At 56.4% G+C, this 13,410-nt stretch carries 16 protein-coding genes; 9 read left to right on the forward strand and 7 right to left on the reverse strand.

The genetic code is table 11. The features are described 5' to 3' along the window. Window positions 1-101: 101 nt before the first annotated feature. Complete coding sequence (locus ACR0JE_RS08275; protein WP_170536272.1) at window positions 102-602, forward strand: Lrp/AsnC family transcriptional regulator; 501 nt, start codon at window positions 102-104, stop codon at window positions 600-602. A 116-nt stretch (window positions 603-718) separates the two neighbouring features. Here ACR0JE_RS08275 and ACR0JE_RS08280 read toward each other — a convergent pair whose 3' ends face one another. The 5 genes from ACR0JE_RS08280 to lgt all read right to left on the reverse strand — a co-directional run bounded on the left by ACR0JE_RS08280 (window position 719) and on the right by lgt (window position 4,932). Further along, window positions 719-1,501, reverse strand: coding sequence for a Hint domain-containing protein (locus tag ACR0JE_RS08280; protein WP_480863848.1), 783 nt, complete (start codon window positions 1,499-1,501; stop codon window positions 719-721). Window positions 1,502-1,827: 326 nt separating this feature from the next. Beyond that, window positions 1,828-1,956, reverse strand: a complete 129-nt coding sequence (locus tag ACR0JE_RS08285; RefSeq protein ID WP_480548849.1) for a hypothetical protein — start codon at window positions 1,954-1,956, stop codon at window positions 1,828-1,830. A 269-nt stretch (window positions 1,957-2,225) separates the two neighbouring features. Next, window positions 2,226-2,984, reverse strand: coding sequence for a peptidoglycan editing factor PgeF (pgeF, locus tag ACR0JE_RS08290; protein ID WP_480863849.1), 759 nt, complete (start codon window positions 2,982-2,984; stop codon window positions 2,226-2,228). Continuing rightward, on the reverse strand, window positions 2,981-4,048 hold the full coding sequence (locus ACR0JE_RS08295; protein WP_480863850.1) for a class I SAM-dependent methyltransferase: 1,068 nt from the start codon (window positions 4,046-4,048) through the stop codon (window positions 2,981-2,983). Before ACR0JE_RS08295 ends, pgeF begins: the two co-directional genes overlap by 4 nt. After that, complete coding sequence (gene lgt / locus ACR0JE_RS08300) at window positions 4,045-4,932, reverse strand: prolipoprotein diacylglyceryl transferase (protein WP_480863851.1); 888 nt, start codon at window positions 4,930-4,932, stop codon at window positions 4,045-4,047. The genes ACR0JE_RS08295 and lgt overlap by 4 nt, the downstream gene beginning before the upstream one ends. Before the next feature lie 97 nt (window positions 4,933-5,029). Here lgt and ACR0JE_RS08305 point away from each other — a divergent pair, with 97 nt between their 5' ends. The 4 genes from ACR0JE_RS08305 (at window position 5,030) to ACR0JE_RS08320 (ending at window position 7,276) form a co-directional block, all read left to right on the forward strand. After that, window positions 5,030-5,278, forward strand: a complete 249-nt coding sequence (locus ACR0JE_RS08305) for an accessory factor UbiK family protein (RefSeq protein ID WP_353010465.1) — start codon at window positions 5,030-5,032, stop codon at window positions 5,276-5,278. A 311-nt stretch (window positions 5,279-5,589) separates the two neighbouring features. Next, window positions 5,590-6,090 carry a type III secretion system chaperone family protein gene (locus tag ACR0JE_RS08310; RefSeq protein ID WP_480863852.1) on the forward strand — a complete coding sequence of 167 codons (501 nt, stop codon included), beginning with the start codon at window positions 5,590-5,592 and terminating at the stop codon, window positions 6,088-6,090. Window positions 6,091-6,129: 39 nt separating this feature from the next. Continuing rightward, window positions 6,130-6,945, forward strand: a complete 816-nt coding sequence (proC, locus tag ACR0JE_RS08315; protein ID WP_480548853.1) for a pyrroline-5-carboxylate reductase — start codon at window positions 6,130-6,132, stop codon at window positions 6,943-6,945. Then, window positions 6,938-7,276 carry a tRNA-binding protein gene (locus ACR0JE_RS08320; RefSeq protein WP_353010469.1) on the forward strand — a complete coding sequence of 113 codons (339 nt, stop codon included), beginning with the start codon at window positions 6,938-6,940 and terminating at the stop codon, window positions 7,274-7,276. Before proC ends, ACR0JE_RS08320 begins: the two co-directional genes overlap by 8 nt. A 25-nt stretch (window positions 7,277-7,301) precedes the next feature. Here the strand turns inward: ACR0JE_RS08320 and ACR0JE_RS08325 are convergent, their stop codons facing one another. Next, complete coding sequence (locus ACR0JE_RS08325) at window positions 7,302-7,880, reverse strand: thymidine kinase (protein WP_480544189.1); 579 nt, start codon at window positions 7,878-7,880, stop codon at window positions 7,302-7,304. 360 nt (window positions 7,881-8,240) lie between these two features. On the opposite strand from ACR0JE_RS08325, the gene ACR0JE_RS08330 reads away from it, so the two are divergent. Both ACR0JE_RS08330 and ACR0JE_RS08335 read left to right on the forward strand, forming a co-directional pair. Continuing rightward, window positions 8,241-8,702, forward strand: coding sequence for a hypothetical protein (locus ACR0JE_RS08330; RefSeq protein ID WP_170536584.1), 462 nt, complete (start codon window positions 8,241-8,243; stop codon window positions 8,700-8,702). A gap of 118 nt (window positions 8,703-8,820) precedes the next feature. Continuing rightward, the gene (locus tag ACR0JE_RS08335; RefSeq protein WP_480863853.1) at window positions 8,821-10,614 is read left to right on the forward strand and encodes a hypothetical protein; all 1,794 of its coding nucleotides are present in this window, start codon (window positions 8,821-8,823) and stop codon (window positions 10,612-10,614) included. A gap of 1 nt (window position 10,615) precedes the next feature. Here ACR0JE_RS08335 and ACR0JE_RS08340 read toward each other — a convergent pair whose 3' ends face one another. After that, on the reverse strand, window positions 10,616-11,740 hold the full coding sequence (locus tag ACR0JE_RS08340) for a beta-ketoacyl-ACP synthase III (protein WP_480863854.1): 1,125 nt from the start codon (window positions 11,738-11,740) through the stop codon (window positions 10,616-10,618). A 222-nt stretch (window positions 11,741-11,962) separates the two neighbouring features. Between ACR0JE_RS08340 and ACR0JE_RS08345 the strand changes: the two genes are divergently transcribed. Beyond that, complete coding sequence (locus tag ACR0JE_RS08345) at window positions 11,963-12,373, forward strand: MarR family winged helix-turn-helix transcriptional regulator (RefSeq protein WP_480863855.1); 411 nt, start codon at window positions 11,963-11,965, stop codon at window positions 12,371-12,373. Continuing rightward, entirely contained in the window at window positions 12,370-13,407 is a 1,038-nt protein-coding gene (locus ACR0JE_RS08350; protein WP_480863856.1) for an efflux RND transporter periplasmic adaptor subunit, read from the forward strand. The genes ACR0JE_RS08345 and ACR0JE_RS08350 overlap by 4 nt, the downstream gene beginning before the upstream one ends. The last annotated feature ends 3 nt before the right edge of the window (window positions 13,408-13,410 follow it).

The raw sequence follows: 13,410 nt of genomic DNA on the forward strand, positions 1-13,410 counted from the left end.
TGGTAGTTGCGATCTGAAAACAAAGAATATTGCGCAACAGCGAAAGATTATTGCGCAAGCGGAGGGTGCTGATATAAGAACCGAAAAATCAGGAGCACTTTATGGTCACCACACGGCTGGATGAGATTGATCGCAAGATTCTGGCAGAGCTGCAGGCTGACGGTCGGATGACCAATGTTGAGCTTGCCAAACGTGTCGGTATTTCAGCGCCGCCGTGTCTGCGCCGTGTGCGCACTTTGGAAGACTCAGGCTACATCAACAGCTACCACGCAGCGGTAAACGCGCGTGAATTGGGATTTGAAGTTCAAGTTTTTGCCATGGTCGGCCTGGACAGTCAGGCTGAATCCGAACTGCGCGCATTCGAAGAACGTTGCCGGGAATGGCCGCTGGTCCGTGAATGCCACATGCTCAACGGCGAGGTGGATTTCATTCTGAAATGCGTCGCCCCCGACCTCAGCAGCTTTCAGCAATTCCTGACGGGTGAACTGCTGACCACGCCGAATGTGGCCAGCGTAAAAACCTCGCTTGTTATCCGAGGCGCAAAAGACGAGCCAGGCGTACCATTCGACGTTCTGGAAGAGCGTATGAACCGTACCGCGTGAACCGCGTTTGTTTTGGATGTGGCTGGCAGGGTGGCAGCATTGCCGCCACCGCCAAGGATACAATCCAGCTTAGTAAAATCTGCATGATGCCCCCGCTCTGCAGTAGTATATAAACTTCACGCCGTCAGAGCGTCGACCTCTCCGTCTCCGGCGCGCGGCATCAGCAACGGGCCAAAATCGTTCAGTGTTTCGACATGCGCGAACAGATTCAAATAAATCGACCGTAGGGAATGGCTGATCAAACGAACCGCGTTTACCCCAGGATGATAGGTTTCAAACTGCAACCCATCAACGCGAATGACCGAATGCTTCTTCAGGCAAATGTGAAACAACTCTACCGGAGTTGGCGGCATTGTTTCAATGACGTTCATGCCGTCCTGAAACTCTGACGCTGGTGTCAGAACCGGCCCGTCCCCATAAATGTGCCGCAGATGTCCCGGCGTGCCCAGCAATCGCGCCGCCGGGCCAGCGATCACACCGGACAAAGGCTTCTGCATGCCGAACGTATCCGCCATGATCCGTGTCAGAGGACGTGTGCGCCCATACGAATCTTCGCGCCCTGGGATCAGAGTGACTGACCCTTTCCAGACCACGGTTTCCGAGGTTCCATCCTGTGTAAGGACGGTATCTCCCGGCATAAGGTCTTCAATAGCCATAGGGCCATGTTCGGTTTCCACCAGCGATCCACGCGAGAAGGCGCAAAATGCGTCTTCGAACATGGGCAATGCTGGTGCGATATGGCGTGTTTGCGCGACATCCCCATTGTCGAGCAGAGTGCTTACCTCATACCGGCGCAATTGCGCCTTTGGCTTTGATGCTTGTCTTGGAACCTCGCGCAGCAACGCGGATGTATCAACCGCATTGCGGGCCGCACGGGCCAGTGAGCTAGGAATAGTCACTTATATTCCTTCCTTTCTAATCTCCGAACAGACGAGGCATACCCCCGTACAGGCCCGTCCAACGGAATAGTTCTTTGCCCTGAAATAAATGAGGAACCCTTGGACACTGCCAATGACGGCGGTGCACAGCGACAAATCCTTCGCTTTCCATTGGTCAACACATTGACCCCCCAGGCAAACTCGTACTTTGCGGGCGCAAATTGCCCGCACACACACTCCTGAACAAAGGATCGCTGTTGTATGGCGATCCCACGTCACCGGGCCGAAGCATTCCCGATACGCACTCCAACGCAGGACCGGCAGCTTGGTCCTGGTGGTTTTCTGGTTCAGCGTCGCGCCATCAACCGGCGGGCGACCCTGACAGAATGGCTTGAAACCCGTTTCCATGGCATTTCCAGTTTCTGGTCCTGCGCCGCGGCTAAGACCGCGTTTAGAAAGCGAGTTTTCGATTTCATTCTCTGATCCTGTATTGATAGGGCTTGCTGCCCTTTTTCCCTTGTGCAGCCAAGATCACGCCGTTTTGCGGCAGAGTTGTGGCTTATCCGGGATAAAATCAGGACTGAAAGTGAAGTTTGGCAACTCCTCCAATTTGAAGCGCCAGAGTCCACTTGTGTGGATGTCAGGTAACGATCTGAACACTGGCAAAAACACTACGATTCTGCCTTCAGATAAACACAATGATTGTGGCGGAAAGGTGGCGATTTCGCCTTAATTGGAACTATTTCTATAACCGGATCGCAGAAATCAAACGGCCGTAATCCGCTTCTTTCGAATGGGTTGCGCGTCGGTAAGAATAGAACCGGTCAGGGTCGGAATAGGTGCAATGCCGGGTCCATTCGGCCTGGCCAACGCCCGCCTGGCGCAGCCGGTGAAGCCCAAATGCTGGCAGGTCAAATTGCATCCGATCTTCCTGCCCATTTGCAAAGAAACGGCTGTTATTCGGGGACTCTGCCAGAAAATCATCCAGAAACTCGGGGCCGACTTCGTAGGCGCGCTGCGAGATGGATGGTCCGATTGCGGCGCGGATGTTTGCACGTTGCGCCCCCAACGCCTCCATTGCGTCAAGCGTCGCTTCCAGCACGCCGTCCAGCGCCCCACGCCATCCGGCATGGGCGGCACCGATCACTTTAGCCTCGGGATCGGCAAAGAGAACCGGTTGGCAATCGGCCGTCAGTATGGTCAGCGCAAGATCGGGGGCCGCGGTAACAACTGCATCAGCTTTGGGTTTCTCACCCTGTAACGGCGCATCAATTGTCAGAACGGTTGGTGAATGGACCTGATGAATGCCAATCAGCCGCTCAGGCGTCACTTCCATGGCTGCCGCGACCCTGTTTCGGTTCAGCGCAACAGCTTGTGTCTGATCCGACGATCCGTGCCCGCAATTCAAACCGGCAAAGATACCAGAAGACGCGCCGCCTCGTCGTGTAAAGAACCCGTGCCGCACGGGCGACAGCATGTCGGAGGTCAAGATTTCCAGTGTCATGGCTCCAGTCCCGGCGGTGGTGCTGATTGTGCAGGGTACAGGCCCAGCACTTTGAACAGGTTTCCCATTTCATCAGGATGCGTCAACCGGCGATGTGCGCTGATAAGGCGTTTCTGCTCTGGCACGTTCAGGTTTTTTATCAATGCCTGCGTGCGTGCGGTGATCCCCAATCGTTCCAGAAACACGCCTTGTGGCGTCAGCCGGGTATGCGCGCATCCTGAAGCACGGGCGGCCATTGCCAGCCGCTCAAAATCGACATGCGCGGTCAGATCGGATTGCCCCGGATCGTCCAATGGTTTGGTTTTCTCATGCGCTTTCACGGCTTGCAGCGTATCGCCCAGCGAGCGCCAATCGCCGTAGTCGATGATCAAAGTCACTCCGCCATGGGAAGCTGTCCGGGTGGCGATATCCGTCACGATTGGGGTTGCGGCCACGCATATTTCGACAAGGTCGCCATCCTTTGTGTCGCCGAGCCTGTCGTTCAAGGCAATCTGAGGCGCATTAGGTCCCAGACCGAATGCAAGACCGCCTTCAGTCACGCCAATCCGTCGTTCGCGCCAACCTTCGCCCTCTCGGATGAACTGGCGAATGGGCAGGGCGTCAAAGAACTCATTAGCGACCAGGTACAGGGGCTGTTCGGGCAGTTCGGTGGTAGCGCCGATCCAATTGGGCGTGTACTGGCCCAGCGTTTTCGCCTGAACCTGTCTAAGCGCGGGCGAAGCTTCGACCAGATACATCTGTGCTGCTTCGTGAAACCCTGGAACCTGCCGGGTGGCGCGCAGTATATCGGACATCAAAGTCCCGCGTCCGGGGCCAAGCTCGGCCAATGTAAACGGGCTCGGGCAACCTTGATCCATCCAGCTTTGTGCAAGTGACAGACCGATCAGTTCTCCGAACATCTGACTGATCTCGGGGGCGGTAATGAAATCCCCTTGCGCCCCAAACGGGTCGCGCGTGCTGTAGTAACCCAGCGTGGGATGCAGCAGGCATTCAGACATGAAGTCAGCCACGCTCATCGGGCCATCATGGTGAATGCGACCGATCAGATGGTCCTTTAGCGTCATGCCACCCGCCGGACACGCAGGGCAAACCACAGGCCAATTGCGATCATCGGAAGCGATAATGCCTGACCCATTGTCAGACCGTAGCCTCCGACATGCCAGGCCAGGCCCAGCGGGTTGCCGGGTGAGACGAACTGAGCATCTGGTTGCCGAAAGAATTCGACAATGAACCGTGAGGCGCCATAGCCCGCGAGGAATACGCCCATGATCAGGCCGGGTTTTCGAAAGGCACCGCGGCGATAGACCAGCCAAAGAAGTACGGCACCCAAGATCAACCCTTCAAGCGCGGCTTCGTAAAGCTGCGATGGATGACGCGCGCAAAAGCCCGCAACGACGCCTGGGCAATCCTGCGCGGCGGTGCCGGGGAAGATCACAGCCCAGGGCAGCTCGCTCGGGCGGCCCCATAATTCGGCGTTGGTGAAATTGGCCAAACGTCCCAGCAACAGGCCGGGCGGCACCGTATAGGCCACCAGATCGCCCAGCGACAGGATCGGTAGGGCATGACGACGCGCATAGAGATAAGAGGCAAGGATGACCCCCAACAGACCGCCATGAAAGGCCATGCCGCCCTGCCAGACTTTCAGAATATCCACCGGGTGCGCTAGGTAGTAGGCTGGTTGATAAAACAGAACGAAGCCAAGGCGCCCACCGAGGATGACGCCTAGAATGATCCAGGTCATCAGGTCCTCCAACTGTTCGGGCTGCATCGGCGGTGCATCGTTGCGCCACAATGCAGGCCGCCGCAAGGCAATGACAGCCATTCGCCAGGCGATCAGGATGCCCGCGATATAGGCCAATGCGTACCACCTCAGAGCGAACTCCATCCCGAACAATGAGATCGAGAAGAGTTCGGGTGACAGATCGGGGAAATTCAGAACAGCCTGCATGTGCGTCTCATTGCCCGGGGTTTGCATGGCAAGTCAACCTTGAGCCTGCGCCAATCATCCCCCATATAGAGAGCAACAGCGTTATCGGAGTAAAGCCATGCAAACCCGCAACAAGATCCTCGACGATGTCTCTCAGTTGATGACCAACGCCATGGGCGTGGCGCAGGGCGCGCGGGAAGAGGCCGAGAACGCGATGAAATCAATGCTGGACCGCTGGCTGGCAGACCGGGATTTCGTAACGCGGGAAGAGTTTGATGCGGTGCGCGCGATGGCTCAGAAAGCGCGCGAGGAGAACACGGCGCTCGAAGCCCGCATCGCCGCGCTTGAGGCGAAACTGGACAAATAGCGCCCACACGTTTGATTTTCTGAAAACACCGAGCACCGCGCAGACCTTTCCCGGTTTGTGCGGTGCTGTGTATCTTGCCGCCTTGCAGGATTTAATCAAGACAAAGCTGCATCTAACGCCAATATTTTGATCGTCGTTGCCAGCTGTCCACAACTTATTGCTGTTATCCCCAAGAAATAGGGTTGCCAGAACTCGCCTCGCGTCGCACCATATTTAGTACAGGCCTACGGGGGAAGCCCGGCTTGTAGAGCAGGCAACTAGCGCTGGGGCGCTGCCAGCCCCAACATGCTAGAGATTAGTGAGGTGGCATTATGGCCCTTTCCGAGCAGTTTCTCGAAGAAGACCTTCATCCAATCGATATTGTTGAGCACCTGGCCGAACATCACGACTGGGATTTTGATCGCATCGGTGACGACCAGATCGCCATGGCGGTTGAAGGACAGTGGCGGACATATTCAATCACGCTGGCCTGGTCGAACTATGACGAAACACTGCGCATGGTCTGTTCGTTCGAGATGGAACCCCCATCCGAGCGTGAGAGTGAGCTTTATGAGCTGCTGAACAAGATGAACGATCAGTGCTGGGCGGGTGCGTTTACCTACTGGGCAAACCAGAAGCTGATGGTTTACCGTTATGGCCTGGTTCTGGCTGGTGGCCAGATGGCCAGCCCGGATCAGATCAACACCATTATCTCAGCTGCGGTCATGAGCGCTGAACGCTACTACCCCGCAATTCAACTGGTCACATGGGGCAATCGCGATCCGGAAGATGCGATACAGGTTGCCATTGCAGAGGCCTACGGCCGGGCGTAAAGCTTTGCCCCGAACCGATATGTAAGGGGAGGGGCAATCATGGACATGTCGCGCGTGGCCGAAAACGGCCTGGTGCTTTTGGGTTGCGGAAAGATGGGGTCCGCGATGTTGGCGGGTTGGCTGGAACACGGTCTGCCCGCTTCATCCGTTTGGGTGATCGATCCTTATCCCTCAGATTGGCTGCGGGCGCAGGGCGTTCATATCAACACCACATTGCCGAACGCGCCTGCTGTTGTTCTGGTTGCCGTTAAACCGCAGATGATGGGGGATGCTCTGCCTGCCATTCAGGTGCTGGGCGGTGGTGGCAGCCTGTTCGTGTCTGTCGCCGCGGGTACGTCGATTGCAACATTCGAGAGTGTTTTGGGCGCAGGCACCCCGATCATTCGCGCCATGCCCAACACACCGGCGGCGATCCGGCGGGGGATCACGGCGATGATTGGCAATGCGCATGTAAGCGAGGAGGAACAGAAACTGGCCGAGGACCTTCTTGCCGCGATTGGTGAAACCGTCCGACTGTCGGAAGAGGCGCAGATTGATGCGGTCACCGGTGTCAGCGGTTCAGGTCCGGCCTATGTGTTCCATTTGATTGAAACACTGGCGGCTGCGGGTGCAGCGCAAGGGTTGCCGGATGATCTGGCCATGAAACTGGCCAAGTCTACGGTTGCCGGGGCAGGGGCGCTTGCCATCGCTGCCGAAGACGGCCCGACGCAGCTACGCGTCAACGTCACCTCACCCAACGGCACCACTCAGGCTGCGCTTAAGGTGTTGATGGATGAAAAGGACGGCTTCCCCGATCTTCTGCACCGCGCGGTCAAAGCCGCGACGGACCGGTCAAAGGAATTATCTCGTGCGTGAAATCAGCTTTGATGATTTTCTTAAAGTGGATATCCGGGTTGGTGAGGTCATCCGTGCCGAACCCTATCCCGAGGCCCGCAAGCCCGCGATCAAGATGTGGATCGATTTTGGTGATGAGATTGGTGAGCGAAAAACCTCGGCCCAGATCACAGCCCATTACGATCCCGCTACTTTGGTGGGCAAGCAGGTCATGGCCGTGGTCAATTTTCCGCCGCGCCAGATTGGCAAATTTATGTCCGAAGTTCTGGTTCTGGGTCTGCCAGATGAAAGCGGTGAGATCATGCTGATCGGACCGGATGGGAAGGTTCCTTTGGGCGGCCGTATGCACTGAACACACTTTGGGTCTGTGTCTGAAACTAGTCGCCGACAGCCTCGCGCCAGTGTTTGCGGCAAAGTGAGACATAGGTCTCATTCCCGCCGATCTGCACCTGCGCGCCTTCGGTGATTGCGTTGCCGTTCGCGTCCTGACGAATCACCATAGTGGCTTTGCGCCCGCATTTGCAGATGGTGCGAACCTCGCGCATTTCATCGGCCAGGGCCAATAGAGCGGCAGAGCCGGGAAACAACTTACCCTGAAAGTCGACGCGCAACCCGTAGGCCAGAACCGGGACATTCAGGTCATCGACGGCGCGGGCCAGTTGCCAGACTTGATCCTCAGACAAAAACTGAGCCTCATCAATAAACACACAGGCGACGGCGCCGCGTTTTAGGCGGGCATCAATCATCACAAACACATCATCATCGGGTCGAAAGGTGTCTGCCTGTTCCGAAATCCCGATACGCGATGCGATACGTCCCTGGCCGTCGCGCCCGTCAACGGCTGCCGTCATCAGATAAGTTTCCATGCCGCGCTCACGATAGTTGTGCGAGGCCTGCAGCAACACGGTCGATTTGCCCGCGTTCATGGTTGAATAGTTAAAATACAGCTTTGCCATGAGCCGGGTCTAAATCGCATCGGCGGACGGAACAAGGCTTCAAAAAACACCTGAAAAAATAGACGCCGCCATTGCAGTTGCAAAGGTCGAGCACAGGCTCTTTGGGGATGGAACCCCTGCGCCTACAACAGCGACGCTATCGGCCTTCATTAGGCCTGAACAGCGTGAGACCCAATAATCTTGCCTCACGTTCACTCGTTACCGGCAGGAACTGCCGCCACTCACTCACAAAATCCCCCGCATATCTGAGGGATAGCCAATGTATGACATTTCAATTATGACTCTGTTATGGGAAATTTCCCGGCGCTTTCCCCCAATACTGGCGGTGGAACAGCGGATGCAGGTAACAAAGGTAAAACAATGGCAGATATCGGGGCTTATCTGAAGAAACACACCGAGGCGCTGGTCAAAGACGTGGGAATCGAAGCGGCCTGTGAGATTACCGGAAAATCCAAGGCGACACTTGGCCGGTATTATTCCGACAACGCGGAACATGCCGACCGGTTCATGCCCGTGGATGCGGTCGCCCGACTTGAAAACGCCGCATCCTATCCACATGTCACATCGGCGTTGGCTGATCTCAAAAACATCACGCTGTCCTATGATGGACGTAATACTGATGCACCTCGTACTGGCGGCGTAAACTCGGATGTCATAGCCCTGAGCCAGCGTTTTGCGATGCTGATGACAGAATACCAGGCCGCCATCGAAGACGGTATCATCACCGTGAACGAAGCCAAGCGTTTGCTGAAAGAAACCAGCCTTCTACAACAGGTTCTGATCGAGATGAAGTTGCATCTGGAAGAAGAAAGCGTCAGCTGAGCAAGGGCCCAAGCCCTGTGATGCGTCAAGGCTCTGGTGCGGATGCCTGGTGCCTCAATTCCGTCATTTCTGGTCGATATGAAAGCGTCCAAGACAGGTCGGTCAAAGGCAATCCAAAATGAACACACGGCATGAGGCGTATAGCATCCTGTCCGACAGGTTGGTTTTCCGCCTGTACTGGTTTGCTTTGGTGATCCTTGTCGCCTTGATGACTTTGGCGGGCCCGATTGAAGGGCCGGATGACTTCATGCGCTGGGTCTCGGTTCAGGATTTGCGGAACGGGCAGGGGTGGTTCGACCCCTATCAGCATCGTTTGGGTCCAGGCGAGGGGACGCTGATGCATTGGTCCCGGTTCGTGGATGCACCGATTCTGGCACTATATGAACTCAGTGCTCTGTTCTTTCCGTCTGAAGCCGCCTTTGCGGTTACCGGCTTTGTCTGGCCTACCTTGCTGGCGGGGCTCACCCTTTGGGCTTTTGCAGCCACAGGCGGCGCGTTGGGCGGGCGTGAAGGGGCGGTTGCAGCGCTGCTTTTTGGCGTTTTGGCCCTGCTGAACTCAGGCAAGTTCGATCAGTATTCCTTTGATCACCACGGTTTGCAGATTCTGCTGTTTGCCGCGGCGTTAATGTTCTTTGCGCAACGGCAAGACAGGCGGTACGCCGGGTTGTGGTTGGGCACGTGTCTGGCACTGTCTCTGTCGATCGGCACTGAGTCGCTGGCACAGATCGCCTTGATCACAGTTTTTGCAGCGCTCGACTGGGCCCTGACGGGGTCCGAGGCCCGGCGCAGAACCATCGCGATGTGCCTTGGGATTTTGGCGACTTTGCTCGTGGCAATCCTTGCGACGGCCAGCCGCACCAGTTTCTTCTATCCAGGCTGCGATGCTCTGACGCTCAGCGTCGCATTACCACTTAGCCTGGCTGCGCTGGGATTGCTTGTTGCGGCTGCCTTAACCTCACAAAGCGCTGTCTGGGGGCGTTTCACAAGCCTTGTGTTGGTTGCAGCCGTCGCGGTGTTTGCGGCGTATGTTTATGCACCCTATTGTCTTGGAAACCCAATTGATCAAATGCCGCTGGCCATCAGGCAATTCTGGCTTAGCCAGATCACCGAGTCACAGAACGTTCTGGTGGTTCTGCAAAGACATGCAGGTGAGACGATCGCCCTGATCCTGATATCGATTTTCCTGATCCTTGCATCTGTGATGTTCATCCGAAGGAGCGATGCGAAAATCGAATACACTCTGTTTCTGTGCCTGATTGCTGCAGGGCTTGTTCTGTTCTTGTATCAGTCCCGACTGATGACGTTCCTGACCATGTCATTGGTTGCCGTGCAGGCGCAGGTTCTGGCCGTGTTGTATCGCAGATATAGGGCCGAGGGCCGTTCGGCCCTTGGGATTCTGATGATTCTGTTTGTCGTCTTCATGTCGCCGAAAACGGGTTCCGCGATTGAGGATCGTATAGCGCCTCAAGTGACCTCGAACGTAGCGGGGGCTGAGCAAACAGCGGCACCGGCTTTTGAATGTAACACCCAGCAGGCCATTCGTCCGCTGCAGGAGCTTGAGCCGGGCTTCATAATCGCTGATTTCGACTATGCCGCTCAGATCCTGCGGCATACGGATCACTCGGTTTTGGCGGGGAACTACCATCGGAACAAGGCCGGTATGCTGGCGCAGATTGACTTGTTCCGGTCCGAATCGGTTGGTGCCGGCCCGCGTCTTAACGAACTGGGTGCGGACTACATATTGATCTGCAAATCGCACCCACGCGCCACCTATTGGTCCAGCGTCTCGGACGGCGATGGGTTCCCGGCAGGTATAATCCAGGGCAAGCTGCCAGAAAACGTGCTGGAGATACCCACCAGCGCCGACGCGGTGTTCCAGATTTTCCGCGTACAGGATGCGGCGGGGTCTTAGGTCAGGTGTGCCGTTTTACGATCACCGATCCGACCGAATAGCCAGCGCCAAACGAACAGATCAGCCCGACATCTCCGTCTTCCAAGTCGTCCGAATGTTTGGAAAACGCGATGATCGAACCGGCAGATGAGGTGTTGGCATAATCCTGAAGGATATTGGGCTGCTCATCCGCTTCGGGCTCGCGCCCCAGCACCTTTTTGCCAATAAAATCGTTCATGGTCTTATTAGCCTGATGCAGCCAGAGACGTTTGAGGTCTTCGCTGCCCACGCCCTCGGCGCTCATGTGATCACTGATATGTTTGCTGACCATGGGCAGCACTTCCTTGAAGACCTTGCGACCGTTCTGCATGAACTGCATGTCGCGGCGATCATCCATCCCGTCGGGGCGCGAACGGCGCAGAAAGCCGTTGTTGTTGCGAATGTTGTTGGAAAATGCTGTGGCGCAGCGGGTCGAGAGAATCTCGAAATGAGGTCCTTGTGCGTCCTCGATCCGTTCGATCAGAGTTGCCGTTGCCACGTCGCCGAAGATGAAGTGGCAATCCCGATCTCGCCATTCCAGATGACCCGAACATATCTCAGGGTTCACAACCAGCGCGGCCCGAATTGAACCAGACCGCACCATGTCAGCTGCGGCTTGAATGCCGAATGTGGCCGATGAGCAGGCGACATTCATGTCGAACCCGAACCCGTCAATGCCCAGGGCTTGTTGGATTTCAATCGCAACCGCGGGATAGGCCCGTTCGTGGTTCGAAGCAGCGCAAATGACCAGATCGACATCCGCGGCGGTGCGCCCGGCCTGCGCCAGTGCTTTGTTGCAAGCGTCGATCGCCATTTCCGTCATGATACCCGGTTCATCATCGCTGCGCTGACGCAGTGCTGGGTACATCTTGTCCGGATCAAGTACGCCGGTTTTGTCCATGACATATCGGTTTTCGATGCCGGATGCCTTTACGATGAACTCTTCCGATGAATGCTGCATCGGCTCCATCTCACCATTGGCAATGGCTTCGGCGTTTTCCGCGTTCTGCTTGTCAGCATAGGCGTTGAACGCTTGAACAAGCTCAGCGTTGGTGATGACGTTTTCTGGCGTGAAAACACCGGTACCGGTGATGGCGGGCGTATGCATGACGGGTCCTGAAAGTTTCGAATCCGCCTAAAATGCAGTCACCGGGGGTTTTGATCAAGGGGAGTTGACCCAAGGGAATGAGCGTGAGCTTGTCTTAATGCAGCTTCATAACTTGAATAGTTCAGATAATGAAGTATATGGCGGCCACCTAAGTGGAGAAATCCTTTGTCAGAAGATGTCAGCGAAAGACTTTGCCGCCTGAGTCCTGAAATTCAGTCGATAATGGGAGTCTATGCCCTGTACTGGAAACTGGAAGAGGCGTTTGAGAGCATCGAAACAGAGCTTAGCCATCCCGAATGCCACATGTTGATCAAGCTGGATCAACCCAAGCGTATGGGCGTTCTGGCGGCTGATATGCTGACCGTTCCGTCCACGATCACGGCAACGGCAGATGCGTTGGAGAAGGGTGGGTACCTCAAGCGGGAGCGTGACCCAATGGACCGGCGCGCCTGGTTGTTGGTTCTGACCTCAAAGGGCGAGGGCGCCCGAAATATGCTGGTCGCCGAAGCCGGGGCACTGTTCCACCGCGCGTCGGGTCTGAATGCGGATGAGACCGCTCAATTCGCGCAATTGGCGCACAAAATCCGTGATACCATTCTGAAAACGGGAATTCCCGAGGGACTGAAGAAATGAAATTACTGACTTCTCTGGGCCTTGCCCTGACTGTTCTTTCGTCACCGCTGGCTGCACAGGATGTCGCCAAGCCAGTTAAGTTGATGCTGGTGCAGGAGACGATGCCGGGGTTTTCGCGCCAGTTCTTCGGGCGTGTCGCGGCGCGGCAAACCGTTGATCTGGCCTTTCAGGTGTCAGGTCAGATTGTCGAGATGCCGGTCACCGAAGGGTTTGTCATCCCCAAGGGCCAGCTGATTGCCCGCCTTGATCAGGAACCCTTTCAGCTGCGTTTGGATCGGGCAAAGCTGCAAAAGGAACAGGCGGACCGGACCGAAGCCCGTTTGTCACGCCTGCGCGGAACAACTGCCAGCCAGGTTGCCGTCGATGACGCCGTGACTGAAGCACAGTTAGCGGCTATCGCCCTGCGCGATGCGGAATACGAGCTGGAACATGCAACCCTAACCGCTCCCTTCGATGCGCTGGTGTCCAGCCGCGCGGTCGAAGCCTTTACAACTGTCTCGTCGGGTACGCCCATTGTGCGCATCCACGATATGTCCGAGCTGCGGATCGAAGTGGATGTGCCGGAAATCCTGTTCCAGCGTACTGGGCAGCAGGATGACATTGCCCTGACCGCAAAGTTCCCGGTCAGCGATGAAGTGTTCCCGCTGGAGATTCGCGAATTTGATGCCGAATCCTCCAGCGTCGGGCAAACCTTTCGCATTCAGTTCGGCCTGACCCCACCTGAGGGTCTGCAGATTCTACCCGGGTCCTCTGTGACCGTGACTGCGCAGGTACAGGATCACAATCGGGGCATTACAATTCCCGCAACCGCTATTGTCGCTGACGCCAGCGGCGCTCTCTCAGTGATGGTGTTTTCCCCTGCTGGCGCCGATGAGGGCACCGTGCGCCGTGTGCCTGTCATGATCGAGCCAACCCAGTCGGGCGATGTTCGGGTGCTGACTGGCTTGTCCAGCGGCGATGAGATTGTCGTCGCAGGAGGGGCCGTGCTGACAGATGGTCAGGCGGTGCGCCGCTTTTCCGGCTTCGCCAACTGAGGG

Source organism: Ruegeria sp. H3, assembly GCF_056533095.1.

What these genes read in the sequence shown, in the direction of transcription:
- ACR0JE_RS08275 (WP_170536272.1), top strand. Translation starts at nt 102, where the DNA reads ATGGTCACCACACGGCTGGATGAGATTGATCGCAAGATTCTGGCAGAG.
- ACR0JE_RS08285 (WP_480548849.1), bottom strand. Translation starts at nt 1,956, where the DNA reads ATGAAATCGAAAACTCGCTTTCTAAACGCGGTCTTAGCCGCGGCGCAG.
- pgeF (WP_480863849.1), bottom strand. Translation starts at nt 2,984, where the DNA reads ATGACACTGGAAATCTTGACCTCCGACATGCTGTCGCCCGTGCGGCAC.
- ACR0JE_RS08295 (WP_480863850.1), bottom strand. Translation starts at nt 4,048, where the DNA reads ATGACGCTAAAGGACCATCTGATCGGTCGCATTCACCATGATGGCCCG.
- lgt (WP_480863851.1), bottom strand. Translation starts at nt 4,932, where the DNA reads ATGCAGGCTGTTCTGAATTTCCCCGATCTGTCACCCGAACTCTTCTCG.
- ACR0JE_RS08305 (WP_353010465.1), top strand. Translation starts at nt 5,030, where the DNA reads ATGCAAACCCGCAACAAGATCCTCGACGATGTCTCTCAGTTGATGACC.
- ACR0JE_RS08310 (WP_480863852.1), top strand. Translation starts at nt 5,590, where the DNA reads ATGGCCCTTTCCGAGCAGTTTCTCGAAGAAGACCTTCATCCAATCGAT.
- proC (WP_480548853.1), top strand. Translation starts at nt 6,130, where the DNA reads ATGGACATGTCGCGCGTGGCCGAAAACGGCCTGGTGCTTTTGGGTTGC.
- ACR0JE_RS08325 (WP_480544189.1), bottom strand. Translation starts at nt 7,880, where the DNA reads ATGGCAAAGCTGTATTTTAACTATTCAACCATGAACGCGGGCAAATCG.
- ACR0JE_RS08330 (WP_170536584.1), top strand. Translation starts at nt 8,241, where the DNA reads ATGGCAGATATCGGGGCTTATCTGAAGAAACACACCGAGGCGCTGGTC.
- ACR0JE_RS08335 (WP_480863853.1), top strand. Translation starts at nt 8,821, where the DNA reads ATGAACACACGGCATGAGGCGTATAGCATCCTGTCCGACAGGTTGGTT.
- ACR0JE_RS08340 (WP_480863854.1), bottom strand. Translation starts at nt 11,740, where the DNA reads ATGCATACGCCCGCCATCACCGGTACCGGTGTTTTCACGCCAGAAAAC.
- ACR0JE_RS08345 (WP_480863855.1), top strand. Translation starts at nt 11,963, where the DNA reads ATGGGAGTCTATGCCCTGTACTGGAAACTGGAAGAGGCGTTTGAGAGC.
- ACR0JE_RS08350 (WP_480863856.1), top strand. Translation starts at nt 12,370, where the DNA reads ATGAAATTACTGACTTCTCTGGGCCTTGCCCTGACTGTTCTTTCGTCA.